The sequence below is a fragment of the Pseudorhodoferax sp. Leaf265 genome, from assembly GCF_001422365.1.
Classification (GTDB): domain Bacteria; phylum Pseudomonadota; class Gammaproteobacteria; order Burkholderiales; family Burkholderiaceae_C; genus Pseudorhodoferax.
This window is the reverse complement of sequence record NZ_LMMT01000001.1, coordinates 585,960-604,905: the sequence shown is the minus strand read 5'-3', so window position 1 is coordinate 604,905 and position 18,946 is coordinate 585,960. Positions and strand designations below refer to the sequence as shown.

Genomic DNA, 18,946 nt, shown 5'->3' with positions numbered 1-18,946 from the left:
ATGGTGGAACGCCGCCCCGTTCTGACGCTGTTGTCCCACCTGGTCCTGGTGCTGGGCATCCTGATCGTCGCCTTCCCGATCTACCTGGCCTTCGTGGCCTCCACGCACACGCGCGACGAGATCGTGCAGGTGCCCATGCCGATCACGCCCGGCAGCCACATGGTGGAGAACTACACGGCGGCCCTCACCGGCACCGGCTCCACCCAGGGCTCGGCCGCGCCGGTCGGCCGCATGATGTGGGTGAGCCTGGTCACGGCGCTGGTCATCAGCCTCGGCAAGATCGCCATCTCGCTGCTGTCGGCCTTCGCCATCGTCTACTTCCGATTCCCGTTCAAGAAGCTCGTCTTCTGGATGATCTTCATCACGCTGATGCTGCCCGTGGAGGTGCGCATCCTGCCCACCTACAAGGTCCTGTCGGACCTGAACATGCTGAACACCTATGCCGGGCTCACGGTGCCGCTGATCGCCTCGGCCACGGCGACCTTCTTGTTCCGCCAGTTCTTCCTGACCGTGCCCGACGAACTCGTGGAGGCCGCGCGCATCGACGGCGCCGGGCCCATGCGCTTCTTCAAGGATGTGCTGGTGCCGCTGTCGCAGACCTCCATCGCGGCGCTGTTCGTCATCCAGTTCATCTACGGCTGGAACCAGTACCTGTGGCCGCTGCTGGCCACGACCACGGAAGACATGTACCCCATCGTCATCGGCATCAAGCGCATGATCGCCAGCGGCGACGCGGCCACCGACTGGAACATCATCATGGCCACGGCCATCCTGGCCATGCTGCCGCCGGCGCTGGTCGTGGTGCTGATGCAGAAGTGGTTCGTCAAGGGCCTGGTCGATACCGAGAAGTAAGCAAGCACACATGGCCTCCATTTCCATCCGCAAGCTCATCAAGCGCTACGGCCACGGCGCCAAGGCGCTGCAGGTCATCCACGGCGTCGACGCCGAGATCAAGGACGGCGAGTTCGTCGTCATCGTCGGCCCTTCGGGTTGCGGCAAGTCCACGCTGCTGCGCATGGTGGCCGGGCTGGAAGAAGTCAGCGAGGGCGAGATTGCCATCGGCCCGCGCGTGGTCAACGACGTGGAGCCGGCCGAGCGCGACATCGCGATGGTGTTCCAGAACTACGCGCTGTATCCGCACATGACGAACTTCGAGAACATGGCCTATGGCCTGAAGATCGCCAAGGTGCCCAAGGAAGAGATCCGCCAGCGCGTGGACAAGGCGGCCAAGATCCTGGAGCTCACGCATCTGCTGGACCGCAAGCCGCGCCAGCTCTCGGGCGGTCAGCGCCAGCGCGTGGCCATGGGCCGCGCCATCGTGCGCCAGCCGCAGGTCTTCCTGTTCGACGAGCCGCTGTCCAACCTGGACGCCAAGCTGCGCGCCCAGACCCGGCTGGAGATCCAGAAGCTGCACAACGAGCTGGGCATCACCTCGCTGTTCGTCACGCACGACCAGGTCGAGGCCATGACGCTGGCGCAGCGCATGATGGTCATGAACGCCGGCCGCATGGAGCAGTTCGGCACGCCCGAGGAGGTCTACCACCGGCCTGCCACCACCTTCGTGGCCAGCTTCATCGGCTCGCCGCCCATGAACCTCATCGAAGGCCGGGCCGAAGGCACGCGCTTCGTCGTCGGCGAGCAGCGCCTGGCCTTGCCGCAGGCGGCGCCGCGCGACGGTACGCTGGTGCTGGGGCTGCGCCCCGAACATGCCGAGCTGCGCGCCGACGGCGCCTGGCAACTGGTCGTCGAAGCGGTCGAGATGCTGGGGGCCGAGCGCCTGGTCTACGGCCGCGTGGGCCAGAGCTTGTTCACCGTGCGGCAGGACGCGATGCTGGAAGCGCCGCGCATCGGCGACACCGTGGCCATCGGCGTGCCTGCGGCGCAACTGCACTGGTTCGACGCCGAAACCCGGCAGCGGCTGTGAGTGCCGCGCCCTGGCCGTACCCCGCCTGGGTGGCCCACCGCGGTGCCGGCAAGCTGGCGCCCGAGAACACGCTGGCCGCCTTCCGCCTGGGCGCGGCCCACGGCTACCGCATGTTCGAATGCGATGTGAAGCTCAGCGCCGACGGCGTGCCCTTCCTGCTGCACGACGCGACGCTGGAGCGCACCACGAACGGCCAGGGCACGGCCGGGGACAAGCCCTGGGACGAGCTCTCGCGGCTGGACGCCGGCGGTTGGCATTCGCGCGCCTACGCGGGCGAGCCGCTGGCCACGCTGGCCGGCATCGCGCGCTTCTGCCAGGCCAATGGCCTGCTGCTCAACATCGAGATCAAGCCCACGCCAGGCACAGCGGCCGCGACTGGCGCGGCCGTGGCCGATGCCGCAGCCGCGCTATGGACCGGCCAGCTTGTGCCGCCGCTGCTGACCTCGTTCGAGGTCGATGCACTGCAATCGGCCCAGGCCGCCCAGCCGGCGTTGCCGCGCGGCCTGTTGCTGGATGCGTTGTCGGCCGGGTGGGAGCAGGCGGCGCAAGGCCTGGCCTGCCAGGTGCTCGTCTGCCGGCACAGCCTGTGGACGGACGGCCTGGTGCAGCAGGCACAGGCGCTGGGGCTGCGGATGGCCAGCTACACCGTCAACGACCAGGCCGAGGCGCAACGCTTGCGCGCGCTCGGCGAGCACACCGTCATCACCGACCGCGTCGATCTGTTCGCCCCGTCGCGCTAAAGCGCAGGCGCATGTGTAACGGTAGAGAAGTGCGTGATAAATAGCGCACTTTTCATGCCAAAGAACGTTCGAATTTGTTATGGTGCTGCGCGGGTGCAGGAGTGTGTACTGGCGCATCGACAGATCGGGATCTCTTCCGTTCGCATGCGCTCCGCAGAGGAAAGGGTTCCCGCGCATGGTCGCAGCAGAGAAGTTTCAGGCGCGCGCATTGCAAGTGTTGCGGAGCAGCCGCATCTTCGGCCAGCTGGACGAAGAGGTGCTGCACGACCTGGCGCGCTTCCTGGTGCGGCAGGACGTGCCTGGCGGTCACCAGGTGCTGCGCGAGGGCGCCCCTTCGGACAGCATGCTCATCCTGCTGAGCGGCCGCCTGCGGGTGTCGCGCACCAACCCCGACGGCAGCCTGCTGCTCTACAACGAGATCAGCGTGGGCGAAGGTGTGGGCGAGACCGGCATGATCCTGCAGCAGCCGCGCACGGCCGACGTGACGGCGGTGCGCGATTCCACGCTGGCCGTGTTGCACAGCAGCGATTTCGAGGCCCTGCTCCAACTGCGGCCGCTGGCCGTCAACCGGGTGTTCTCGCAGGCCATCTACAACCACTTGCGCCACGGTGCCCAGGTGGTGCGCCGGGCCTTCGCGCAGTCCTTCGTGGTGGTGCCGCTGCATCTCGATGCGCAGGCCGACGCCGTAGCGCGCGCGTTGACGGCAGCCTTCGCCAAGACCGGGCGCGCGCGGCACCTGCCGCCCCCCACGGGCGTCGCCCAGGCAGAGAGCCCGGGCGACGCGCTGGACGAGCAGTTCGACCACTTGGTCTACGAGGCCGAAACCCAGGCCACGGAGTGGACGCGCCGCGCCTTCCGCCAGGCGGACCAGGTGATCTACGTGGCCCGCGCCGACGGCAGCTTGGCCGTCAGCGAACTGGAGCAGCAACTGGCGCGCGAACCCGGCTACGCGCTCAAGCGCAAGCACCTGGTGGTCATGCATCCCGCCGGTGCGCAGTCGCCGCACGAGGTCCGGCGCTGGCTCGCCGGCCGGGCCTGCGAGCGGGTCTATCCGCTGCGCACCGACCATGTCGAGGACTTCGCCCGGTTGGCGCGGTTTTTGACGGGCACCGCCGTCGGCGTGGTGCTGGGCGGCGGCGGCGCCCGCGGCTATGCCCACCTGGGCATCCTGCGTGCGCTGCACGAGGCCGGCATCCCGATCGACATGATCGGCGGCAACAGCATGGGCGCGCTGGTCGGCGCGCAGTACGCCTGCGACGTGCCGCTGGACGAGATCGTGCGCAACACCCAGGCCTTCGCGGCGGGCGGCGAGCGGCTGACCCTGCCGCTGATCTCGCTGGTCTCAGGTTTCCGGGTCGAGCGCGACCTGCGCAAGATGTTCGGCGAACGCAGCGTCGACAGCCTGTGGCGGCCGTTCTTCGCTGCCGCCTGCAACCTGTCCAAGGGCCACACCACGGTGCAGGACACGGGCCCGCTGTGGAAGGCCGTGCTGGCCAGCAACTCGCCGGCCGGGCTGTTCCCGCCCGTGCTGCACAAGGGCGACCTGCTGGTGGACGGCGCCATCCTGGAGAACGTGCCCGTGGATGCCATGCGCATGCGCCTGGGCACCCCGCTGGAACGGCGGCGCGGCAACGGCACCATCATCGCCATCGACGTCGACGTGCAGGAAGACCTGGCCGTGGCACAGGATCTGGCCCGGCTGTCGCGCCGAAGCGCGCTCAAGGGCATGCTGGCCCGCAATCCCACGCAGCCCGGCATCGTCGAGATCCTGTACCGGGCCGGCCACATCGGCGGCCTGCACAAGCGCGCCGCGACCGTGGCGCAGGCCGACCACTACCTGGAGCCGCCCGTGGCCGACTATTCCATGATGGACCACAAGCGGGCGCCGGAGATCGTCGAAGCAGGCTACCGCTACGCCGTGGAGAGGATTGCGCAATGGACGCGCCCGTAGCCCATGTCGAACCGAGCGCCGGCAGCGAACTGAACGACGGGCTGGCGCTGTCCCTGAGCCAGCGCGAGGTCTGGCTGGACCAGCGCGCCTGGCCTGGCAGCGCCCACCTGAACATCGGCGGCGGCGCCTTCCTGGTCGGCCTGCTCGATCTGACGGTGTTCCGCCGCGCCCTGGCGCATCTGGTCGCCGAGAACGAAGCCCTGCGCCTGGCGCCGCTGCCCGACGGCCGCCAGCACCTGCTGGCGCCGACCGAGGAGCCGGCGCTGGAGGTGGTGGATCTGAGCGACGCCGACGATCCCAAGGAGGCCATGCGCCGCTGGTGGCAGCAGCGCATGACCGAGCCCTTCGTGCTGGATGGCCGCTCGCCCTGGCGCTTCGCGCTGCTGCGCGCCTCGGACCAGCTGCATGGGCTGACCATCCAGTTCCACCACCTGGTGATGGACGGCTGGGGCACCTCGCAGGTCATGCGCCGCTGGGCCGAGATCCACAACGCGCTGCTGGCCGGCGAGCCGCCGCCGATGTCGTCGGTGCCGCACTACAGCACCTTCATCGCCGAGTCCAACGCCTACCGCAGCTCCGAGGGCTTCGCGCGCGATGCACGCTACTGGCGCGAGCGCATTCCGGAGCTGCCCACGCCGCTGATCGAACGGCGCTTCAGCCAGGCTCGGCCCGACACGCTGCCGCCGGCCAGCCTGGCCTTTCACCGCGTGCCGCGGGCCGACTACGAGCGCCTGCGCCGCCATGCGACGGAGCAGGGCCAGACCGTGTTCAACCTGGTGCTGGCCGCGCTGGTGCTGTACTTCGCGCGGATCTGCGAGCGCAGTGACGTGATCGTCGGCGTGCCCAGCCTGAACCGGGGCGGGCGCCGCTACACCGACACGCTGGGCATGTTCGTCGGCGTGGTGCCGATCCGCATCGAGATCACGCCGCAGATGCCGGTGGCCGAACTGATCGCCAACGTCGGCGCGTCCATGCGTGCGGCACTGCGCCACCCGCGCTACCCGATCAGCGAACTCGGCCGCGAACTGCAGATGATCCGCGCCAACCGCGACGGGCTGTTCGATGTGCTGCTCTCGTTCGAGCGGCAGGACTACGCCGTGTCGTTCGGCGCGGCCCAGCTGGTCGAGTCGCGCCAGCTGTTTTCGGGCGTGGCCCGGTTCCCGCTGGGCGTGACGGTCTGCGAATTCCACCCGACCCAGGACGTGGAGCTCGCGCTGGAGGCGAGCGCCGCCTGCTTCTCGGCCGGCGAGACCGAGCTGCTGGGCCGGCGACTGTGGCACCTGGTCGAGGCCATCATGGCCACGCCGCCCGGGGGCAGCGTCGACAGCATCGAACTGCTGCCGCCCGAGGAGCGCTGGCACGTGGTCTCGGGCCAGCACAAGGACGTGGCATGGCACCAGGTGGTGTTGCCCTTCGTGAACCTGTTCGAGTACCAGGCGGCGCTGCGGCCCGAGGCCGTCGCGCTGGCCTGGGACAGCGGCAGCATGGATTACCTGGCGCTGGACCGGCACGCCAACCGCCTGGCGCGCCAACTGGTCGAGCGTGGGGCCGGGCGCGATGTCGTGGTCGCCATGGCGCTGGAGCGTTCGCCGGAACTGGTGGTCACGCTGCTGGCCATCGCCAAGGCCGGCGCGGCCTTCCTGCCGCTGGACGTGGACGCACCGCTGGCCCGCCTCGCGTCCATCCTGCAGGAGAGCGGGGCGGCGGTGCTGGTGATCCAGCAGCGCCATGTCGACCGCCTGGGCGGACTGCACGGCAACACCCTGGTGCTGGATCCGCTGGGCGACGAACTCTTCGATGTCAACGCGACCGACCTGCCGCCGCGTCGGCCGGCCGCCTCGGACATGGCCTACGTGCTGTTCACCTCCGGCTCCACCGGGCGGCCCAAGGGCGTGGCCATCGAGCACGGCATGCTGTCGCGCCGGCTCATGTGGCTGTCGCGCGCCTGGGCGGTGGATGCGCGCGACCGCTCCGGCCAGGGCACGCAGGCCACCTTCGATCCCTCGCTGATCGAGCTGCTGCTGCCGCTGATCCATGGCGCCAGCGTGGCGCTGCCGCCGCCCGGCCGGCTGCTGCCCGAGAGGCTGGCCGATTTCGCGCTGCGCCACGGCGTCACCTTCATGGCCTTCGTACCCTCCACGCTGGCGCGCTTCCTCGACGCTGCGGCCGGCCGCCCTGGCCTCAAGCTGCGCGTGGCCTGCTGCGGCGGCGAGGTGCTGCCGCCCGAGCTGGCCAGCCGCTTCATCAGCGTCACGGGCGGGCGGCTGTTCAACGTCTACGGGCCGACCGAGGCCACCATCTTCGCCACGGCCTGGGAGTGCGAGGCCCAGCGCAGCCATGCGGCATTGCCGATCGGCCGGCCCATCGACGACACCCGCATCTACGTGCTGGATGCGGGCCTGCGGCCCTTGCCGCTGGGCGTGGCCGGCGAGATCTTCATCGGCGGCGCGGCCGTGGCGCGCGGCTACCTGCACCGGCCCGAACTGGACCTGCAGGCGTTCGTGGCCGACCCGTTCCACGCCGGCGAGCGCATGTACCGCACCGGCGACCGCGGCTGGCTGGCCAGCGACGGCCACCTGCACTTCGTCGGCCGGCTGGACCGCCAGGTCAAGCTGCGCGGCTACCGCATCGAGCTGGGCGAGATCGAGTCCGCGCTGCTGGCCATCGACGGCGTGGTGCAGGCCGCCGCCGCGCTGCGCGAACTGCGCGGCAAACCCGCCATCCATGCCTGGGCCCAGGCCCCCGGCCAGAGCGCCGAGCGCCTGCACGCGCTGCTGCGCGCGCGCTTGCCCGACTACATGCTGCCATCCAGCATCACGCTGCTGTCCGAGCTGCCGTCCAGCGGCACCGGCAAGATCGACTACAAGCAGCTGCCGGACCCGGTGGCACTGCCCAGCAGTGGAACGCGTGCCCCGGCCAACGACACCGAGCGGGCGCTGCTGGAACTCTGGAAGGATGTGCTCCAGGTCCCAGCCCTCGGTGTACAGGACAACTTCTTCGACCTGGGCGGCGACTCGCTCGCGGCGGTCAACATGATGAGCGGGCTGGAGAAGCTCGTGGGCCGGCAGGTGCCGCTGTACCTGATCACCGAGCATCCCACCGTGGAGAGCCTGGCCGCCGCGCTGCAACAGCACAGCAGCACGCCGGGCCTGCTGCTGCCGCTGGGCGGCACCGGCCGGGTGCCGCTGTACCTGGCCGCCTCGGGCCATGGCGACCTGCTGCGGCTGCAGAACCTGGGCCCGGCCATGGGCGAGGCCTGCAGCCTGTACATGTTGCAGCCGCCGCCGGACCAGCCGATCGGCACCATCGCCGAGCTGGCCACCATGTACGCCGACCGCATCCAGGCCCAGGCGCTGGCTGAGGGCTTCGACGGTGGCTGGGTGGCCGGCTTCTCGGTGGCCGGCATGGCTGCATTGGAAACCGCGCGGCTGCTGCGCGAGCGTGGCTGGCCGGTGCGCGGCCTGGTGTTGCTGGACACCACCTACCCCAGTTCGGTGCTGGGCGGCACCCGGGCCTGGCGCGCGGCCGGCTGGATGGTGCGGCACTTTCACATCCAGGACCTGACCATGAACGGCCGCCGGCTCGACGCCATGTTCAACGACCCCGGCCTCGTGAGCCAGGTCATGGCGCTGCGCGGCTACAAGCCCGAGGCCTACGACGGCCCCACGCTGCTGGTGCGCACCTTCGGCCTGCGCACCTGGGACCGCTGGCTGTTCAAGCCCTGGCGCCGGCTCATGGGGCGCAAGCTGCGCGAGGTGGAGATCGCCGGCATGCACGGCACGATGTTCGACGCGCGGCATGTGGCTGAACTCGCCGCCGCGCTGCGCGACTGCATGGAGCAGGGTGCGTGAGCGCGGCGGGTGGCTTGCGTGGCCGGCTCTGGGCCCTGGTGCTGGCGCTGGCCGTGCTGATCGGCCTGGCGGTGGCCTGGACCTGGTCGCCCATGCGCGAATGGCTGGATGTGGACCGCATCGTGGATGGCCTGCAGGGACTCGGCGAATCCTTCGGCCCCGTGGCCGCGGTCGCCGGCCTGAGCCTGGCCCTGGTGCTGGCGGTGCCGCTGACCTTTCTGACGCTGGTGACGCTGGTGGCCTTCGGGCCCTGGACGGGCTTCGTCACCTGCATGGCCGGCGCCCTGGTCGGCGCCGCCGCCAGCCACGGCCTCGGGGCGCTGCTGGGCCGCGAGGTGGTGCAACGCCTGGGCGGGCCGCGCGTGAACGCCGTGAGCCAGCGCCTGGCCGACCATGGCCTGCTGGCCGTGATCGCGATCCGCATGGTGCCGGTGGCGCCGTTCGCCATCGTCAACATGGTGGCCGGCGCCTCGCACATCAGCCTGCGCCACATGCTGCTGGGCACCTTCCTCGGCATGGCGCCCGGCACGCTGGTGATGGCGTTCTTCGTCGACCAGATCGTGGAGGCCCTGCGCAACCCCGGTCCGCTGACCTATGCCCTGATCGCGGGAACGCTGCTGCTCATCGTCGGCGCCGGCTTCGGCGCCAAACGCTGGGTGCAGCGCGTGGAGGCGCAGCGCAGCGTCAGAGGACCCGGTTGAACCAGGCCAGCGACAGGCCGGCAGAGACCAGCGCCAGCAGCGCGCCGGCCAGCGCCAGCAGCGCCGAGATCTCGGTTTCCTTCTTCTCCACCGTCAGGCGCGAGCTCAGCGTCTGGTAGACCTTGCGCAGGTTCTCGGCCGAGCCGGCGTAGAAGTACTCGGCCTGGGTGCGCGTGGCCACAGCCTTGAGCGTCTCTTCGTCCAGCCGCACCCGCATGGACCAGCCCTCGAAGCCAATGGTCTCGCCGTCCACCGTGCCGATGCCCACGGTGTAGACGCGCACGCCGCGGTCGGCCGCCATCTTGGCGGCCTCCAGCGTGTCCACGCCCGTGGTGCGCTGGCCATCGGTCAACAGGATGATGGCGGCCGAGTCGTAGGAGCCGGGCGCCACCGGCGTGAACTCCTTGACCTCGCCCTTGGCCGCGATGTCCTTGTCCAGCTTGTCCAGAGATTGGCCACGCGGGCGCTCGCGGCCGTAGGTCATGGCGCCCACGTCGATGCCTGCATCGGGGAACAGTTCCGCCAGCGAGACCACGATGGCGCTGCCGATGGCCGTGGCGCGCTGCAGCTGGAACTTGTCGATGGCCACCACCAGGTCTTCGCGCGAGAGCGTGGCCGGCTGCACCACCTGGGCCGTGCCGGCGAAGGCCACGATGCCCACGCGCACGTGGCGCGGCAGGTCGGCGATGAAGGCCTTGGCGGCGTTCTGCGCCGCCACCAGGCGGTTGGGCTGCACGTCGGTGGCGCGCATGCTGCCGGACACGTCCATGGCCAGGATGATGGTTTCCTGCTGCGAGGGCAGGCTGATCACGGCCATGGGCCGGGCCGCGGCCACGATGAGCGCGCACAAGGCCAGCAGGAACAGCACAGGCGGCACATGGCGCTTGAGGCCCTGGCGCACGCCCATGGCCTCGCGCACGATGGACAGGCTGGCATAGCGCAACGCGGTCTTCTTGCGTCGGCGCAGCAGCCAGACGTAGAGCAGCACCAGCAATGGTGTGAGCAGCAGCAGCCAGAGGAACTGGGGCCAGAGGAAGTTCATGGGTGGTCTCCTCGTGCTGGGGCGTGTCAGGCGGCCGCGAGGGGCCGCAGATGGGTAGGCAGGCCGCCGCCCGCGCCGGACAGCCGGCTGCGCCGGCGGCGCAGTTCGGCGAAGCGCAGGATGGCGGCCGCGAGATCGTCGTCGGTGGACAGCTCCAGCGTGTCCACGCCGGCCTCGCCGAGCGCCTGGCGCAACTCGGCCTCGCGCTGCGCCGCGATGCGCGCGAAGCGCTTGCGGAAACCGGCGTCCGAGGTGTCGACCAGCAGTTGCTCGCCGGTCTCGGCATCGCGGATCGGGATCAGGCCCAGGTCGGGCAGTTCCAGCTCCAGCGGATCGAGCAGGCGCACGGCCAGCACCTCGTGGCGCTGGGCCAGCTGGGCCAGCGGCTTCTCCCAGCCCGGCGCGCTGATGAAGTCGGACACCACGAACACGGTGGAACGCCGGCGCATGAGGCCACCGGCGGCCTGCAGCAGCTCGTGCAGGTGCGTCACGCGGCCGGGCTCGGTCGGCTGGCCGTCCTTGGGGAGCATGCGGTGCAAGAGATCCAGCACGTGCAGGCGGCTTGCGCGCGGCTGCAACACCTGGTCGAGTCCGGCGCCGTAGAGCATGGCGCCGACGCGGTTGCCGTGCCGCGTCAGCAGCCGGGCCAGCACGGCCACGAAGGCGGCCGAGACCTCGCGCTTCTTCTGCTCGCCCGAACCGAAATCGATGGAGGGCGAGAGGTCGAGCAGGAACCAGGCCGCCATCTCGCGGTCCTCGGTGAACACGCGCACATGGGGCTGCTGCAGCCGCGCCGTGACATTCCAGTCGATGTGGCGCACGTCGTCGTGGTGCTGGTACTCGCGCAGGTCCGCGAGGTCCATGCCGGTACCGCGCATCAGCGTGCGGTAGTCCCCCTGCAGCAGGCCGTCGAGCCGGCGCAGCACCGTCCATTCGAGCCGGCGCAGCAGGTGCTCGGCCTGCGCGGGCGGCGCGGGCTTGGTTTCAGGCGGCGAGCTTTTCATGTTCCAGCGGTTTGGGCGGGGCCGGGATGCGCGCCATGATCTTGCCGACCAGCGTGTCGGCCGTGACGCCCTCCGACAGCGCCTCGTACGACAGCGCCACGCGGTGGCGCAGCACATCGGGCACGAGGTCGCTCATGTCCTCGGGCAGCGCGTAGCTGCGCCCGCGCAGCATGGCCAGCGCACGCGCGCCCTCGGTCAGGTTGATGGTGGCGCGCGGGCTGGCGCCGAAGGTGATGAAGCGCGCCAGCTCCTTCAGGCCATGGGCCTCGGGCTTGCGCGTGGCCGAGACCAGCTTGACGGCGTACTGCACGAGCGAGGGGTCGACGTAGATGCGCCGGCATTCCTTCTGCAGCGCGGCCAACTGCTCGACCGTGGCCACGGGCGCCACCTGCACGGCCGGCCCGGTCACGCGCGTGACGATCACGAACTCTTCCTCGTCGGTCGGGTAGTCGACCAGCACCTTCATCATGAAGCGGTCGACCTGGGCCTCGGGCAGCGGGTAGGTGCCTTCGGTCTCGATCGGGTTCTGCGTGGCCATCACGAGGAAAGGCTTGGGCACGTGGTGCGTCTCGCCAGCGATCGTCACCTGGCGCTCCTGCATGACCTCGAGCAGTGCGCTCTGCACCTTGGCCGGTGCGCGGTTGATCTCGTCGGCCAGCAGCAAATTGGTGAACACCGGGCCCAGTGCGGTGGCGAAGTCGCCGGTCTTCTGGTTGTAGATGCGCGTGCCGACCAGGTCGGCCGGCACCAGGTCGGGCGTGAACTGGATGCGTTTGAACTGGCCCTGGATGGTCTCGGCCAGGGTCTTGACCGTCAGCGTCTTGGCCAGGCCCGGCACGCCCTCCACCAACAGATGGCCCTGCGCCAGCATGGCCACCATCACCCGCTCGAGGAAACGGTCCTGGCCGACGACGACGCGCTTGACCTCGTAGAGGATCTGCTCCATCAACTGGGCGGTGTCTGGGCTCTGGGTGCTGGCGTCGCTCATGGAGGGTCCTCGGGTTGTCAGAAGGGGTGCAGGCCGACCGCGGAAGCGGCGTTCTCGATCGGCACGGCGAAGCCGATGCCCACGAAGGTGCGCTGCTGCGAGGGGTTCAGGATGGCGGTGACGATGCCGACCACCTGCCCATCCATGGTGACCAGGGGACCGCCGGAGTTCCCGGGATTGGCCGCGGCGTCGAACTGGATCAGGTTGGTCAGCACATGCTTGCCTTCCGGCGATCGGAACGAGCGGCCCAGGCCCGAGACCACGCCCGCGGACGTGGAGGGGCCGATGCCGAACGGAAAGCCCACCGCGACGACCTGGTCGCCCGGCATCAGGTCGGCCGTGGAGCGCATGGTCGCCGCGATCATGTCGTCCGGGATCTTGTGGGCCTGCAGGACCGCCAGGTCGTTTTCGGGCTGGGTGCCGGTCACGCTGGCCGTGGTTTCCATGCCGTCGGAGAAGGTGACCTTGATGGACTGCGCGCCTGCGACCACGTGCAGGTTGGTCAGGATGATGCCCTTGTCGACGATCACCACGCCGGTGCCCACCCCCTGCTCCACGTCCTGCTTGCCGTCCTTGCTCTTGACAAAGCCCATCACGCGCACCACCGAGGGGATGATGGCGGCGTAGGCCTTGGCGGCCGGCGAGGGCAGCACATTGGTCTCCAGCGTGCGCATGACGGCCGCGTCGATGTCCTTCTGTGTCAGCATCCGCGCGCCGGGGCGCAGGGCGAGCGTTCCGGCTCCCAGTGCCGCCGCAGCCAACAGCGCGATGGTGGCCCAAAGCAGGCGCGGATCGCTCCACCAGCGTTTGCGCGCGGCCGGCGGTGCCGCAGGCACGGCTTCGGGAGGCTGGGGGGGCGAGGGGGTAGCGTCGGCATCCGGCGGCTCGGGTCGGGCACGGGATGCACTGCTGTAAAGAGCCGGCCTGCGCATGGTGATCACCTGATGGGAGGGACGTTGCGGATCTACGCAATTACAGTACCACGGTTCATTCCGGGGCGCATCCCCGGCCGGACGGCATCCCTCAGGCGACGTGCGGCGATGGGGCGCCAGCGGCGTGCGGCGTCCCCAGGACCGCGCGCTACAGTGGTGCCATGCCCTGGATCGACACCCATTGCCACCTGGACGCGCCCGAGTTCGGCCAGGACCACTGGCGCGCGCTGGCCGCGCGCGCCCAGGCGGCCGAGCGCGGCGTGGCGTTGTGCGTGCTGCCGGCAGTCGGCGTGTTCGATTTCGACACCGTGCGCGCCTTCGCCCACCGCACCGGCGACGCCTATGCACTGGGCATCCACCCGCTGCTGGTGCCGCGCGCCGACGATGGCGACCTGGAACGCCTGGACGCGGCCCTGGCGGCCCATGCCGGCGATCCGCGCCTGGTGGCCGTGGGCGAGATCGGGCTGGACTTCTTCGTGCCCGAACTGACCGAGCCGGCCATGCGCGCGCGCCAGCTGCATTTCTTTCGCAAGCAGTTGCAACTGGCGCGGCGGCACGGCCTGCCCGTCATCGTGCACACGCGGCGCAGCGTCGACCAGGTCCTGCGCCAGCTGCGCGAGGTCGGCGCGGGCGGGCGCTGGGAGGGCATCGCCCATGCCTTCAACGGCAGCTTGCAGCAGGCGCAGGCCGTGCTGGCCCAGGGCCTCAAGCTCGGCTTCGGCGGCGCCATGACCTTCGACACGGCGCGCCAGCTGCGCCAGCTGGCCACCGAACTGCCGCTGGATGCCATCGTGATGGAGACCGATGCGCCCGACATCCCGCCGCAGTGGCTCTATGTGCGCCAGTCAGAGCGCGCGGCCGGCCGGCCCCAGGGCCTGAACACGCCGGCCGAGCTGCCGCGCATCGCCGAGACGCTGGTGGCGTTGCGCGGCCTGCCGCTGGCTGCCATCGAGGCGGCCACCACGGCCAACGCATTGGTGGCGCTGCCGCGCCTGCGAGCGCTGTGGCAGGAGCAGGCCACAATCGCGGGCGATGACCAAAGCCGCTAAATCCACCCAGGCACGGCGCGCCCAGCCCGCGCTGCCCGAGGTGCAGTTCGCCGACGACGGCGTGGTGCGCACGCTGCACCTGGGCACCGAATGGGTGCAGGGCTCGATGCTGATCGACAGGCCCTACGACATCGAGCTCGAGTACGTGCAGCGCATGATGGCCTGGCTGCTGTTCGTGCCCGCGGACGGCATCACCAAGCGCCACGCCATGCAGCTGGGCCTGGGGGCCGGTGCGCTGACCAAGTTCTGCCACAAGAAGCTGCGCCTGCGCACCACGGTGATCGAGCTCAACCCGCAGGTGATCGCGGCCTGCCGCGGCTGGTTCAAGCTGCCGCCCGACGATGCGCGGCTGCAGGTGCGCCTGGCCGATGCGGGCCTGGCGGTGCTGGACGTCACGCTGCACGGGACGGTGGACGCGCTGCAGGTCGACCTGTACGACCAGGAGGCGGCCTCGCCCGTGCTCGACAGTGCCGACTTCTACGCCGACTGCCGCCGCCTGCTGACCGAGGACGGCGCCATGACGGTCAACCTGTTCGGCCGCTCGTCCAGCTACGAGGCGAGCCTGGCACGCATCGCCGAGGCCTTCGGCGAGCGCGCGGTCTGGGCCTTCCGGCCCACGCGCGAGGGCAACACCGTGGTGCTGGCCCAGCGCGAGGCCAGCCGGCCCGAGCGGGCCGACCTGCTGGCCCGCGCGGCCGACATCGAATCGCGCTGGGGCCTGCCGGCGCGCAAGTGGCTGCGCGTGCTCGGTCCGGTGGCGCCATGACACAGGCCTACGTCGGCCCGGTCAACTGGCGCCTGCTGGTCGACTGGCTGGCCGCCGACGGCGTGATCGCGGCCGAAGAGCACCGCCGCACCGTGGCGCGCTGCTCGCAAGCCGAGAGCGCGCAGCCGGCCCTGGTGCGGCTGGCCAGCGTGGCCATGGCGCGCGCAGGCGACGGCAAGCCGCTGGACATCGAGATGCTGGCCGAGTGGCTGGCCGGCCGCGCCGGCCTGCCCTACCAGCGCATCGACCCGCTCAAGGTCGACGTGGGCAAGGTGGCCGACACCATGAGCGCCGTCTACGCCGAGCGCCACAAGGTGCTGCCGCTGCAGGTCGGCGCGGGCGAGGTGGTGGTGGCGACGGCCGAGCCCTTCGTCAGCGACTGGGTGCCCGAGGTCGAGCGCCAGTCGCGCCGCAGCGTGCGCCGGGTGGTCGCCAACCCGCTGGACATCCAGCGCTACACGGCCGAGTTCTTCGCGCTGGCCAGATCGGTGCGCGCGGCGCAAAAGGCTGGCGGCAGCGCGGGCCTGGCCAGCTTCGAGCAACTGGTCGAGCTCGGCAAATCCAACAAGACGCTGGATGCCAACGACCAGGGCGTGGTGCAACTCGTGGACTGGCTCTGGCAATACGCCTTCAACCAGCGCGCCAGCGACATCCACTTGGAGCCGCGGCGCGAGCAGGGCGTGATCCGTTTCCGCATCGATGGCGTGCTGCATCCGGTGTACCAGATGCCCATGGGCGTCATGAATGCGGTGGTCGCGCGCGTCAAGCTGCTGGGCCGCATGGACGTGGTGGAAAAGCGCCGGCCGCAGGACGGCCGCATCAAGACACGCAACCCGCGTGGCGACGAGATCGAGATGCGCCTGTCCACGCTGCCCACGGCCTTCGGCGAGAAGATGGTGATGCGCATCTTCGACCCCGACACCGCCGTCAAGGACCTGGATGCGCTGGGGTTCTCGCCGCACGACGCCCAGCGCTGGGAGGCGCTGGTGCGCCAGCCGCACGGCGTCATCCTCGTCACCGGCCCGACCGGCTCGGGCAAGACCACCACGCTGTACTCCACGCTCAAGCGCGTGGCGACCGAGGCGCTCAACGTCAGCACCATCGAAGACCCGATCGAGATGATCGAGCCGGCCTTCAACCAGACCCAGGTGCAGCCCCAACTGGACTTCGATTTCGCCGAGGGCCTGCGCGCGCTCATGCGCCAGGATCCGGACGTGATCATGGTCGGCGAGATCCGCGACCTGCAGACGGCGGAGATGGCGATCCAGTCGGCGCTGACGGGCCACCTGGTGTTCTCCACGCTGCACACCAACGACGCGCCGGCTGCGCTGACGCGGCTCATGGAGTTGGGCGTGCCGGCCTACCTGCTCAACGCCACGGTGCTGGGCGTGCTCGCGCAGCGCCTGGTGCGCGTGCTGTGCCGTCACTGCCGCGCGCCCGACGAGAGCACCACGGCCGAGACCTTGAGCCGCGTGATCCAGCCCTGGCGCATCAACGGTGTCTGCACGCCGTACAAGCCGGTCGGCTGCCTGGAATGCCGCATGACCGGCTTCATGGGCCGCATGGGTCTGTACGAACTGCTGACCGTCAGCGAGAGCTTCAAGGACAAACTTGCCCAGGCCGGCGGCCAGCCGTCGGCACTGCGCCGCCAGGCGCTGGTGGACGGCATGCGGCCGCTGCGCCTGGCGGGTGCGCTGCGCGTGGCCGAAGGGCTGACCACCATGGCCGAGGTGCTCAGCGCCACGCCACCGCTGGAGGCGCCGCCGACGGCGTGACCATCGCTCACAAAACGGCCATCGCAGCACCGCCATGGGTCAGGCGGACGTCAGCAAGCATGTAGGTGGAATCCACATCTGTTGGCCGTTTGAATGCCCCCACAATGCGCCACCTTTGCAGTTTGAGGAGGCATTTTTGTGAACATCAAAAGTCAGAAAGACTTTTTCTCAGGGCTCATGTTCACCGTCGTCGGTGTTGCGTTCGCCTGGGGCGCGACGACCTACACGGTGGGCAACGGCGCCCGCATGGGACCGGGCTATTTCCCGCTCATGCTGGGCATCGTCATGGCCATCATCGGCATGATCATCACCTTCACCGCCCTGGTGACCGAGACGCCGGACGGCGACAAGATCGGCAAGTGGGCGTGGAAGCAGGTGTTCTTCATCCTGGGCGCCAACCTGGCGTTCGGCATCCTGCTGGGCGGCTTGCCCAGCCTGGGTGTCCCGGCGATGGGCTTGATCGCCGCCATCTACGCACTGACCATCATCGCCAGCCTGGCCGGCCACGAGTTCAACATCAAATCGGTGCTGATCCTGGCCACGGTGCTGGCCATCGGCAGCTACTTCGCATTCATCTGGGCCCTGAAGCTCCAGATCCAGGTCTGGCCGACCTTCATCACGGGCTGAGTTGCACACCATGGATCTGATTCACAACCTCTCGCTGGGTTTCGGCGTCGCCTTCACGCTGACCAACCTGCTGTACTGCCTGGTCGGCTGCATCTTGGGCACGCTGATCGGCGTGTTGCCGGGCATCGGTCCGGTGGCGACCATCGCCATGCTGCTGCCGGCCACCTACGCGCTGCCGCCGGTGTCCGCGCTCATCATGTTGGCCGGCATCTATTACGGCGCGCAGTACGGCGGTTCCACCACCGCCATCCTGGTCAACCTGCCGGGCGAGTCCTCCTCGGTGGTGACCGTGATCGACGGCTACCAGATGGCGCGCAAGGGGCGCGCAGGACCAGCACTGGCTGCTGCCGGCCTGGGCTCGTTCTTCGCGGGCTCGGTCGGTACGCTGATCCTGGCCGCGTTCGCGCCGCCGCTGACCGAAGTCGCGTTCAAGTTCGGCCCTGCCGAGTACTTCTCGCTGATGATCCTGGGCCTGATCGGCGCCGTGGTGCTGGCCTCGGGCTCGCTGCTCAAGGCCATCGCCATGATCGTGCTGGGCCTGCTGCTGGGCCTGGTCGGTACCGACGTGAATTCCGGCGTGGCCCGCTTCAGCTTCGATGTGCCCGAACTGACCGACGGCATCGGCTTCGTGGCCATCGCCATGGGTGTGTTCGGCTACGGCGAGATCATCACCAACCTGTCCAAGCCCGCGGATGAGCGTGAAGTGTTCACGGGCAAGGTCACTGGCCTGTTCCCGACCAAGGAGGACTTCAAGCGCATGCTGCCGGCCGTGCTGCGCGGCACCTCGCTGGGCGCGGCCCTGGGCATCCTGCCCGGTGGCGGTGCACTGCTGGCGGCCTTCGCGGCCTACACCATCGAGAAGAAGACCAAGCTGCATCCGGGCGAAGTGCCGTTCGGCAAGGGCAACATCCGCGGTGTTGCCGCGCCCGAGTCGGCCAACAACGCCGGCGCGCAGACCTCGTTCATCCCGCTGCTGACGCTGGGCATCCCGCCCAACGCCGTGATGGCGCTGATGGTGGGTGCCATGACCATCCACAACATCCAGCCGGGCCCGCAGGTGATGACCAGCAACCCGGAACTGTTCTGGGGCCTGATCGCCTCGATGTGGCTGGGCAACGCGATGCTGGTGATCCTGAACCTGCCGCTGATCGGCATGTGGATCAAGCTCTTGACCGTGCCCTACAAGTTCCTGTTCCCGTCCATCGTGCTGTTCTGCGCGATCGGCGTGTACTCGACCAACAACAACACCTGGGATATCTGGATGGTGGGTGCCTTCGGCTTCATCGGCTACCTGTTCGCCAAGCTGGGCTGCGAACCCGCGCCGCTGCTGCTGGGTTTCATCCTGGGGCCGATGATGGAGGAGAACCTGCGCCGCGCGCTGCTGCTGTCGCGTGGCGACTGGAGCGTGTTCGTCACGCGCCCGATCTCCGCCGGCCTGCTGATCGCCGCCGCCATCCTCGTGATCATCGTGCTGCTGCCGGCGGTCAAGAACAAGCGCGAAGAGGCCTTCGTCGAAGACTGACGTCGTTCGCGGCCTTTCCCATGAACGGCGCCCTCGGGCGCCGTTTTTTCTATGATCGGCCGCTTTGGCCAACA

The 18,946-nt window shown here is 69.6% G+C and carries 15 protein-coding genes; 11 read left to right on the top strand and 4 right to left on the bottom strand.

Features of this window, described 5'->3' with window-relative positions; all coding sequences use genetic code 11:
* The 6 genes from ugpE (at window position 1) to ASF45_RS02810 (ending at window position 9,167) form a co-directional block, all read left to right on the top strand.
* A complete protein-coding gene (gene ugpE, locus ASF45_RS02835; protein ID WP_056656524.1) occupies window positions 1-852 on the top strand; it encodes a sn-glycerol-3-phosphate ABC transporter permease UgpE in 852 nt (283 codons plus the stop codon).
* Between the two features lie 10 nt (window positions 853-862).
* Window positions 863-1,924 (top strand): sn-glycerol-3-phosphate import ATP-binding protein UgpC, encoded by a 1,062-nt coding sequence (locus ASF45_RS02830; RefSeq protein ID WP_056656521.1) that lies wholly within the window; start codon window positions 863-865, stop codon window positions 1,922-1,924.
* On the top strand, window positions 1,921-2,664 hold the full coding sequence (gene ugpQ, locus ASF45_RS02825) for a glycerophosphodiester phosphodiesterase (protein ID WP_056656518.1): 744 nt from the start codon (window positions 1,921-1,923) through the stop codon (window positions 2,662-2,664). Before ASF45_RS02830 ends, ugpQ begins: the two co-directional genes overlap by 4 nt.
* Before the next feature lie 214 nt (window positions 2,665-2,878).
* Window positions 2,879-4,615 carry a patatin-like phospholipase family protein gene (locus ASF45_RS02820; RefSeq protein ID WP_235580797.1) on the top strand — a complete coding sequence of 579 codons (1,737 nt, stop codon included), beginning with the start codon at window positions 2,879-2,881 and terminating at the stop codon, window positions 4,613-4,615.
* Window positions 4,600-8,466, top strand: coding sequence for a non-ribosomal peptide synthetase (locus ASF45_RS02815; RefSeq protein WP_056656514.1), 3,867 nt, complete (start codon window positions 4,600-4,602; stop codon window positions 8,464-8,466). The genes ASF45_RS02820 and ASF45_RS02815 overlap by 16 nt, the downstream gene beginning before the upstream one ends.
* A complete protein-coding gene (locus tag ASF45_RS02810) occupies window positions 8,463-9,167 on the top strand; it encodes a TVP38/TMEM64 family protein (RefSeq protein WP_056656511.1) in 705 nt (234 codons plus the stop codon). Before ASF45_RS02815 ends, ASF45_RS02810 begins: the two co-directional genes overlap by 4 nt.
* Here ASF45_RS02810 and ASF45_RS02805 read toward each other — a convergent pair.
* Genes ASF45_RS02805 through ASF45_RS02790 form a run of 4 tightly spaced genes read right to left on the bottom strand, consistent with a single transcriptional unit; the run spans window position 9,151 to window position 13,133 of the window.
* On the bottom strand, window positions 9,151-10,209 hold the full coding sequence (locus ASF45_RS02805) for a VWA domain-containing protein (protein WP_056656508.1): 1,059 nt from the start codon (window positions 10,207-10,209) through the stop codon (window positions 9,151-9,153). The genes ASF45_RS02810 and ASF45_RS02805 overlap by 17 nt on opposite strands.
* A gap of 26 nt (window positions 10,210-10,235) precedes the next feature.
* Window positions 10,236-11,213 carry a DUF58 domain-containing protein gene (locus ASF45_RS02800; protein ID WP_056656505.1) on the bottom strand — a complete coding sequence of 326 codons (978 nt, stop codon included), beginning with the start codon at window positions 11,211-11,213 and terminating at the stop codon, window positions 10,236-10,238.
* The gene (locus tag ASF45_RS02795; protein WP_056656502.1) at window positions 11,194-12,201 is read right to left on the bottom strand and encodes a MoxR family ATPase; all 1,008 of its coding nucleotides are present in this window, start codon (window positions 12,199-12,201) and stop codon (window positions 11,194-11,196) included. The genes ASF45_RS02800 and ASF45_RS02795 overlap by 20 nt, the downstream gene beginning before the upstream one ends.
* Window positions 12,202-12,218: 17 nt before the next feature.
* A complete protein-coding gene (locus tag ASF45_RS02790) occupies window positions 12,219-13,133 on the bottom strand; it encodes a S1C family serine protease (protein WP_056657446.1) in 915 nt (304 codons plus the stop codon).
* Window positions 13,134-13,294: 161 nt separating this feature from the next.
* Here ASF45_RS02790 and ASF45_RS02785 point away from each other — a divergent pair, with 161 nt between their 5' ends.
* The 5 genes from ASF45_RS02785 to ASF45_RS02765 all read left to right on the top strand — a co-directional run bounded on the left by ASF45_RS02785 (window position 13,295) and on the right by ASF45_RS02765 (window position 18,872).
* A complete protein-coding gene (locus ASF45_RS02785; RefSeq protein WP_056656499.1) occupies window positions 13,295-14,182 on the top strand; it encodes a TatD family hydrolase in 888 nt (295 codons plus the stop codon).
* Window positions 14,166-14,948 (top strand): spermidine synthase, encoded by a 783-nt coding sequence (locus ASF45_RS02780; RefSeq protein WP_056656497.1) that lies wholly within the window; start codon window positions 14,166-14,168, stop codon window positions 14,946-14,948. Before ASF45_RS02785 ends, ASF45_RS02780 begins: the two co-directional genes overlap by 17 nt.
* Window positions 14,945-16,723: a GspE/PulE family protein gene (locus ASF45_RS02775; protein WP_056656494.1), complete on the top strand. Its 1,779-nt coding sequence runs from the start codon at window positions 14,945-14,947 to the stop codon at window positions 16,721-16,723. Before ASF45_RS02780 ends, ASF45_RS02775 begins: the two co-directional genes overlap by 4 nt.
* Window positions 16,724-16,861: 138 nt before the next feature.
* Complete coding sequence (locus ASF45_RS02770; RefSeq protein ID WP_056656491.1) at window positions 16,862-17,350, top strand: tripartite tricarboxylate transporter TctB family protein; 489 nt, start codon at window positions 16,862-16,864, stop codon at window positions 17,348-17,350.
* A 10-nt stretch (window positions 17,351-17,360) separates the two neighbouring features.
* Window positions 17,361-18,872 (top strand): tripartite tricarboxylate transporter permease, encoded by a 1,512-nt coding sequence (locus ASF45_RS02765; protein WP_056656488.1) that lies wholly within the window; start codon window positions 17,361-17,363, stop codon window positions 18,870-18,872.
* Window positions 18,873-18,946 lie beyond the last annotated feature (74 nt).

What these genes read in the sequence shown, in the direction of transcription:
- ugpE (WP_056656524.1), top strand. Translation starts at nt 1, where the DNA reads ATGGTGGAACGCCGCCCCGTTCTGACGCTGTTGTCCCACCTGGTCCTG.
- ASF45_RS02790 (WP_056657446.1), bottom strand. Translation starts at nt 13,133, where the DNA reads ATGCGCAGGCCGGCTCTTTACAGCAGTGCATCCCGTGCCCGACCCGAG.
- ASF45_RS02805 (WP_056656508.1), bottom strand. Translation starts at nt 10,209, where the DNA reads ATGAACTTCCTCTGGCCCCAGTTCCTCTGGCTGCTGCTGCTCACACCA.
- ASF45_RS02785 (WP_056656499.1), top strand. Translation starts at nt 13,295, where the DNA reads ATGCCCTGGATCGACACCCATTGCCACCTGGACGCGCCCGAGTTCGGC.
- ASF45_RS02775 (WP_056656494.1), top strand. Translation starts at nt 14,945, where the DNA reads ATGACACAGGCCTACGTCGGCCCGGTCAACTGGCGCCTGCTGGTCGAC.
- ASF45_RS02765 (WP_056656488.1), top strand. Translation starts at nt 17,361, where the DNA reads ATGGATCTGATTCACAACCTCTCGCTGGGTTTCGGCGTCGCCTTCACG.
- ASF45_RS02815 (WP_056656514.1), top strand. Translation starts at nt 4,600, where the DNA reads ATGGACGCGCCCGTAGCCCATGTCGAACCGAGCGCCGGCAGCGAACTG.
- ASF45_RS02795 (WP_056656502.1), bottom strand. Translation starts at nt 12,201, where the DNA reads ATGAGCGACGCCAGCACCCAGAGCCCAGACACCGCCCAGTTGATGGAG.
- ASF45_RS02830 (WP_056656521.1), top strand. Translation starts at nt 863, where the DNA reads ATGGCCTCCATTTCCATCCGCAAGCTCATCAAGCGCTACGGCCACGGC.
- ASF45_RS02780 (WP_056656497.1), top strand. Translation starts at nt 14,166, where the DNA reads ATGACCAAAGCCGCTAAATCCACCCAGGCACGGCGCGCCCAGCCCGCG.
- ASF45_RS02800 (WP_056656505.1), bottom strand. Translation starts at nt 11,213, where the DNA reads ATGAAAAGCTCGCCGCCTGAAACCAAGCCCGCGCCGCCCGCGCAGGCC.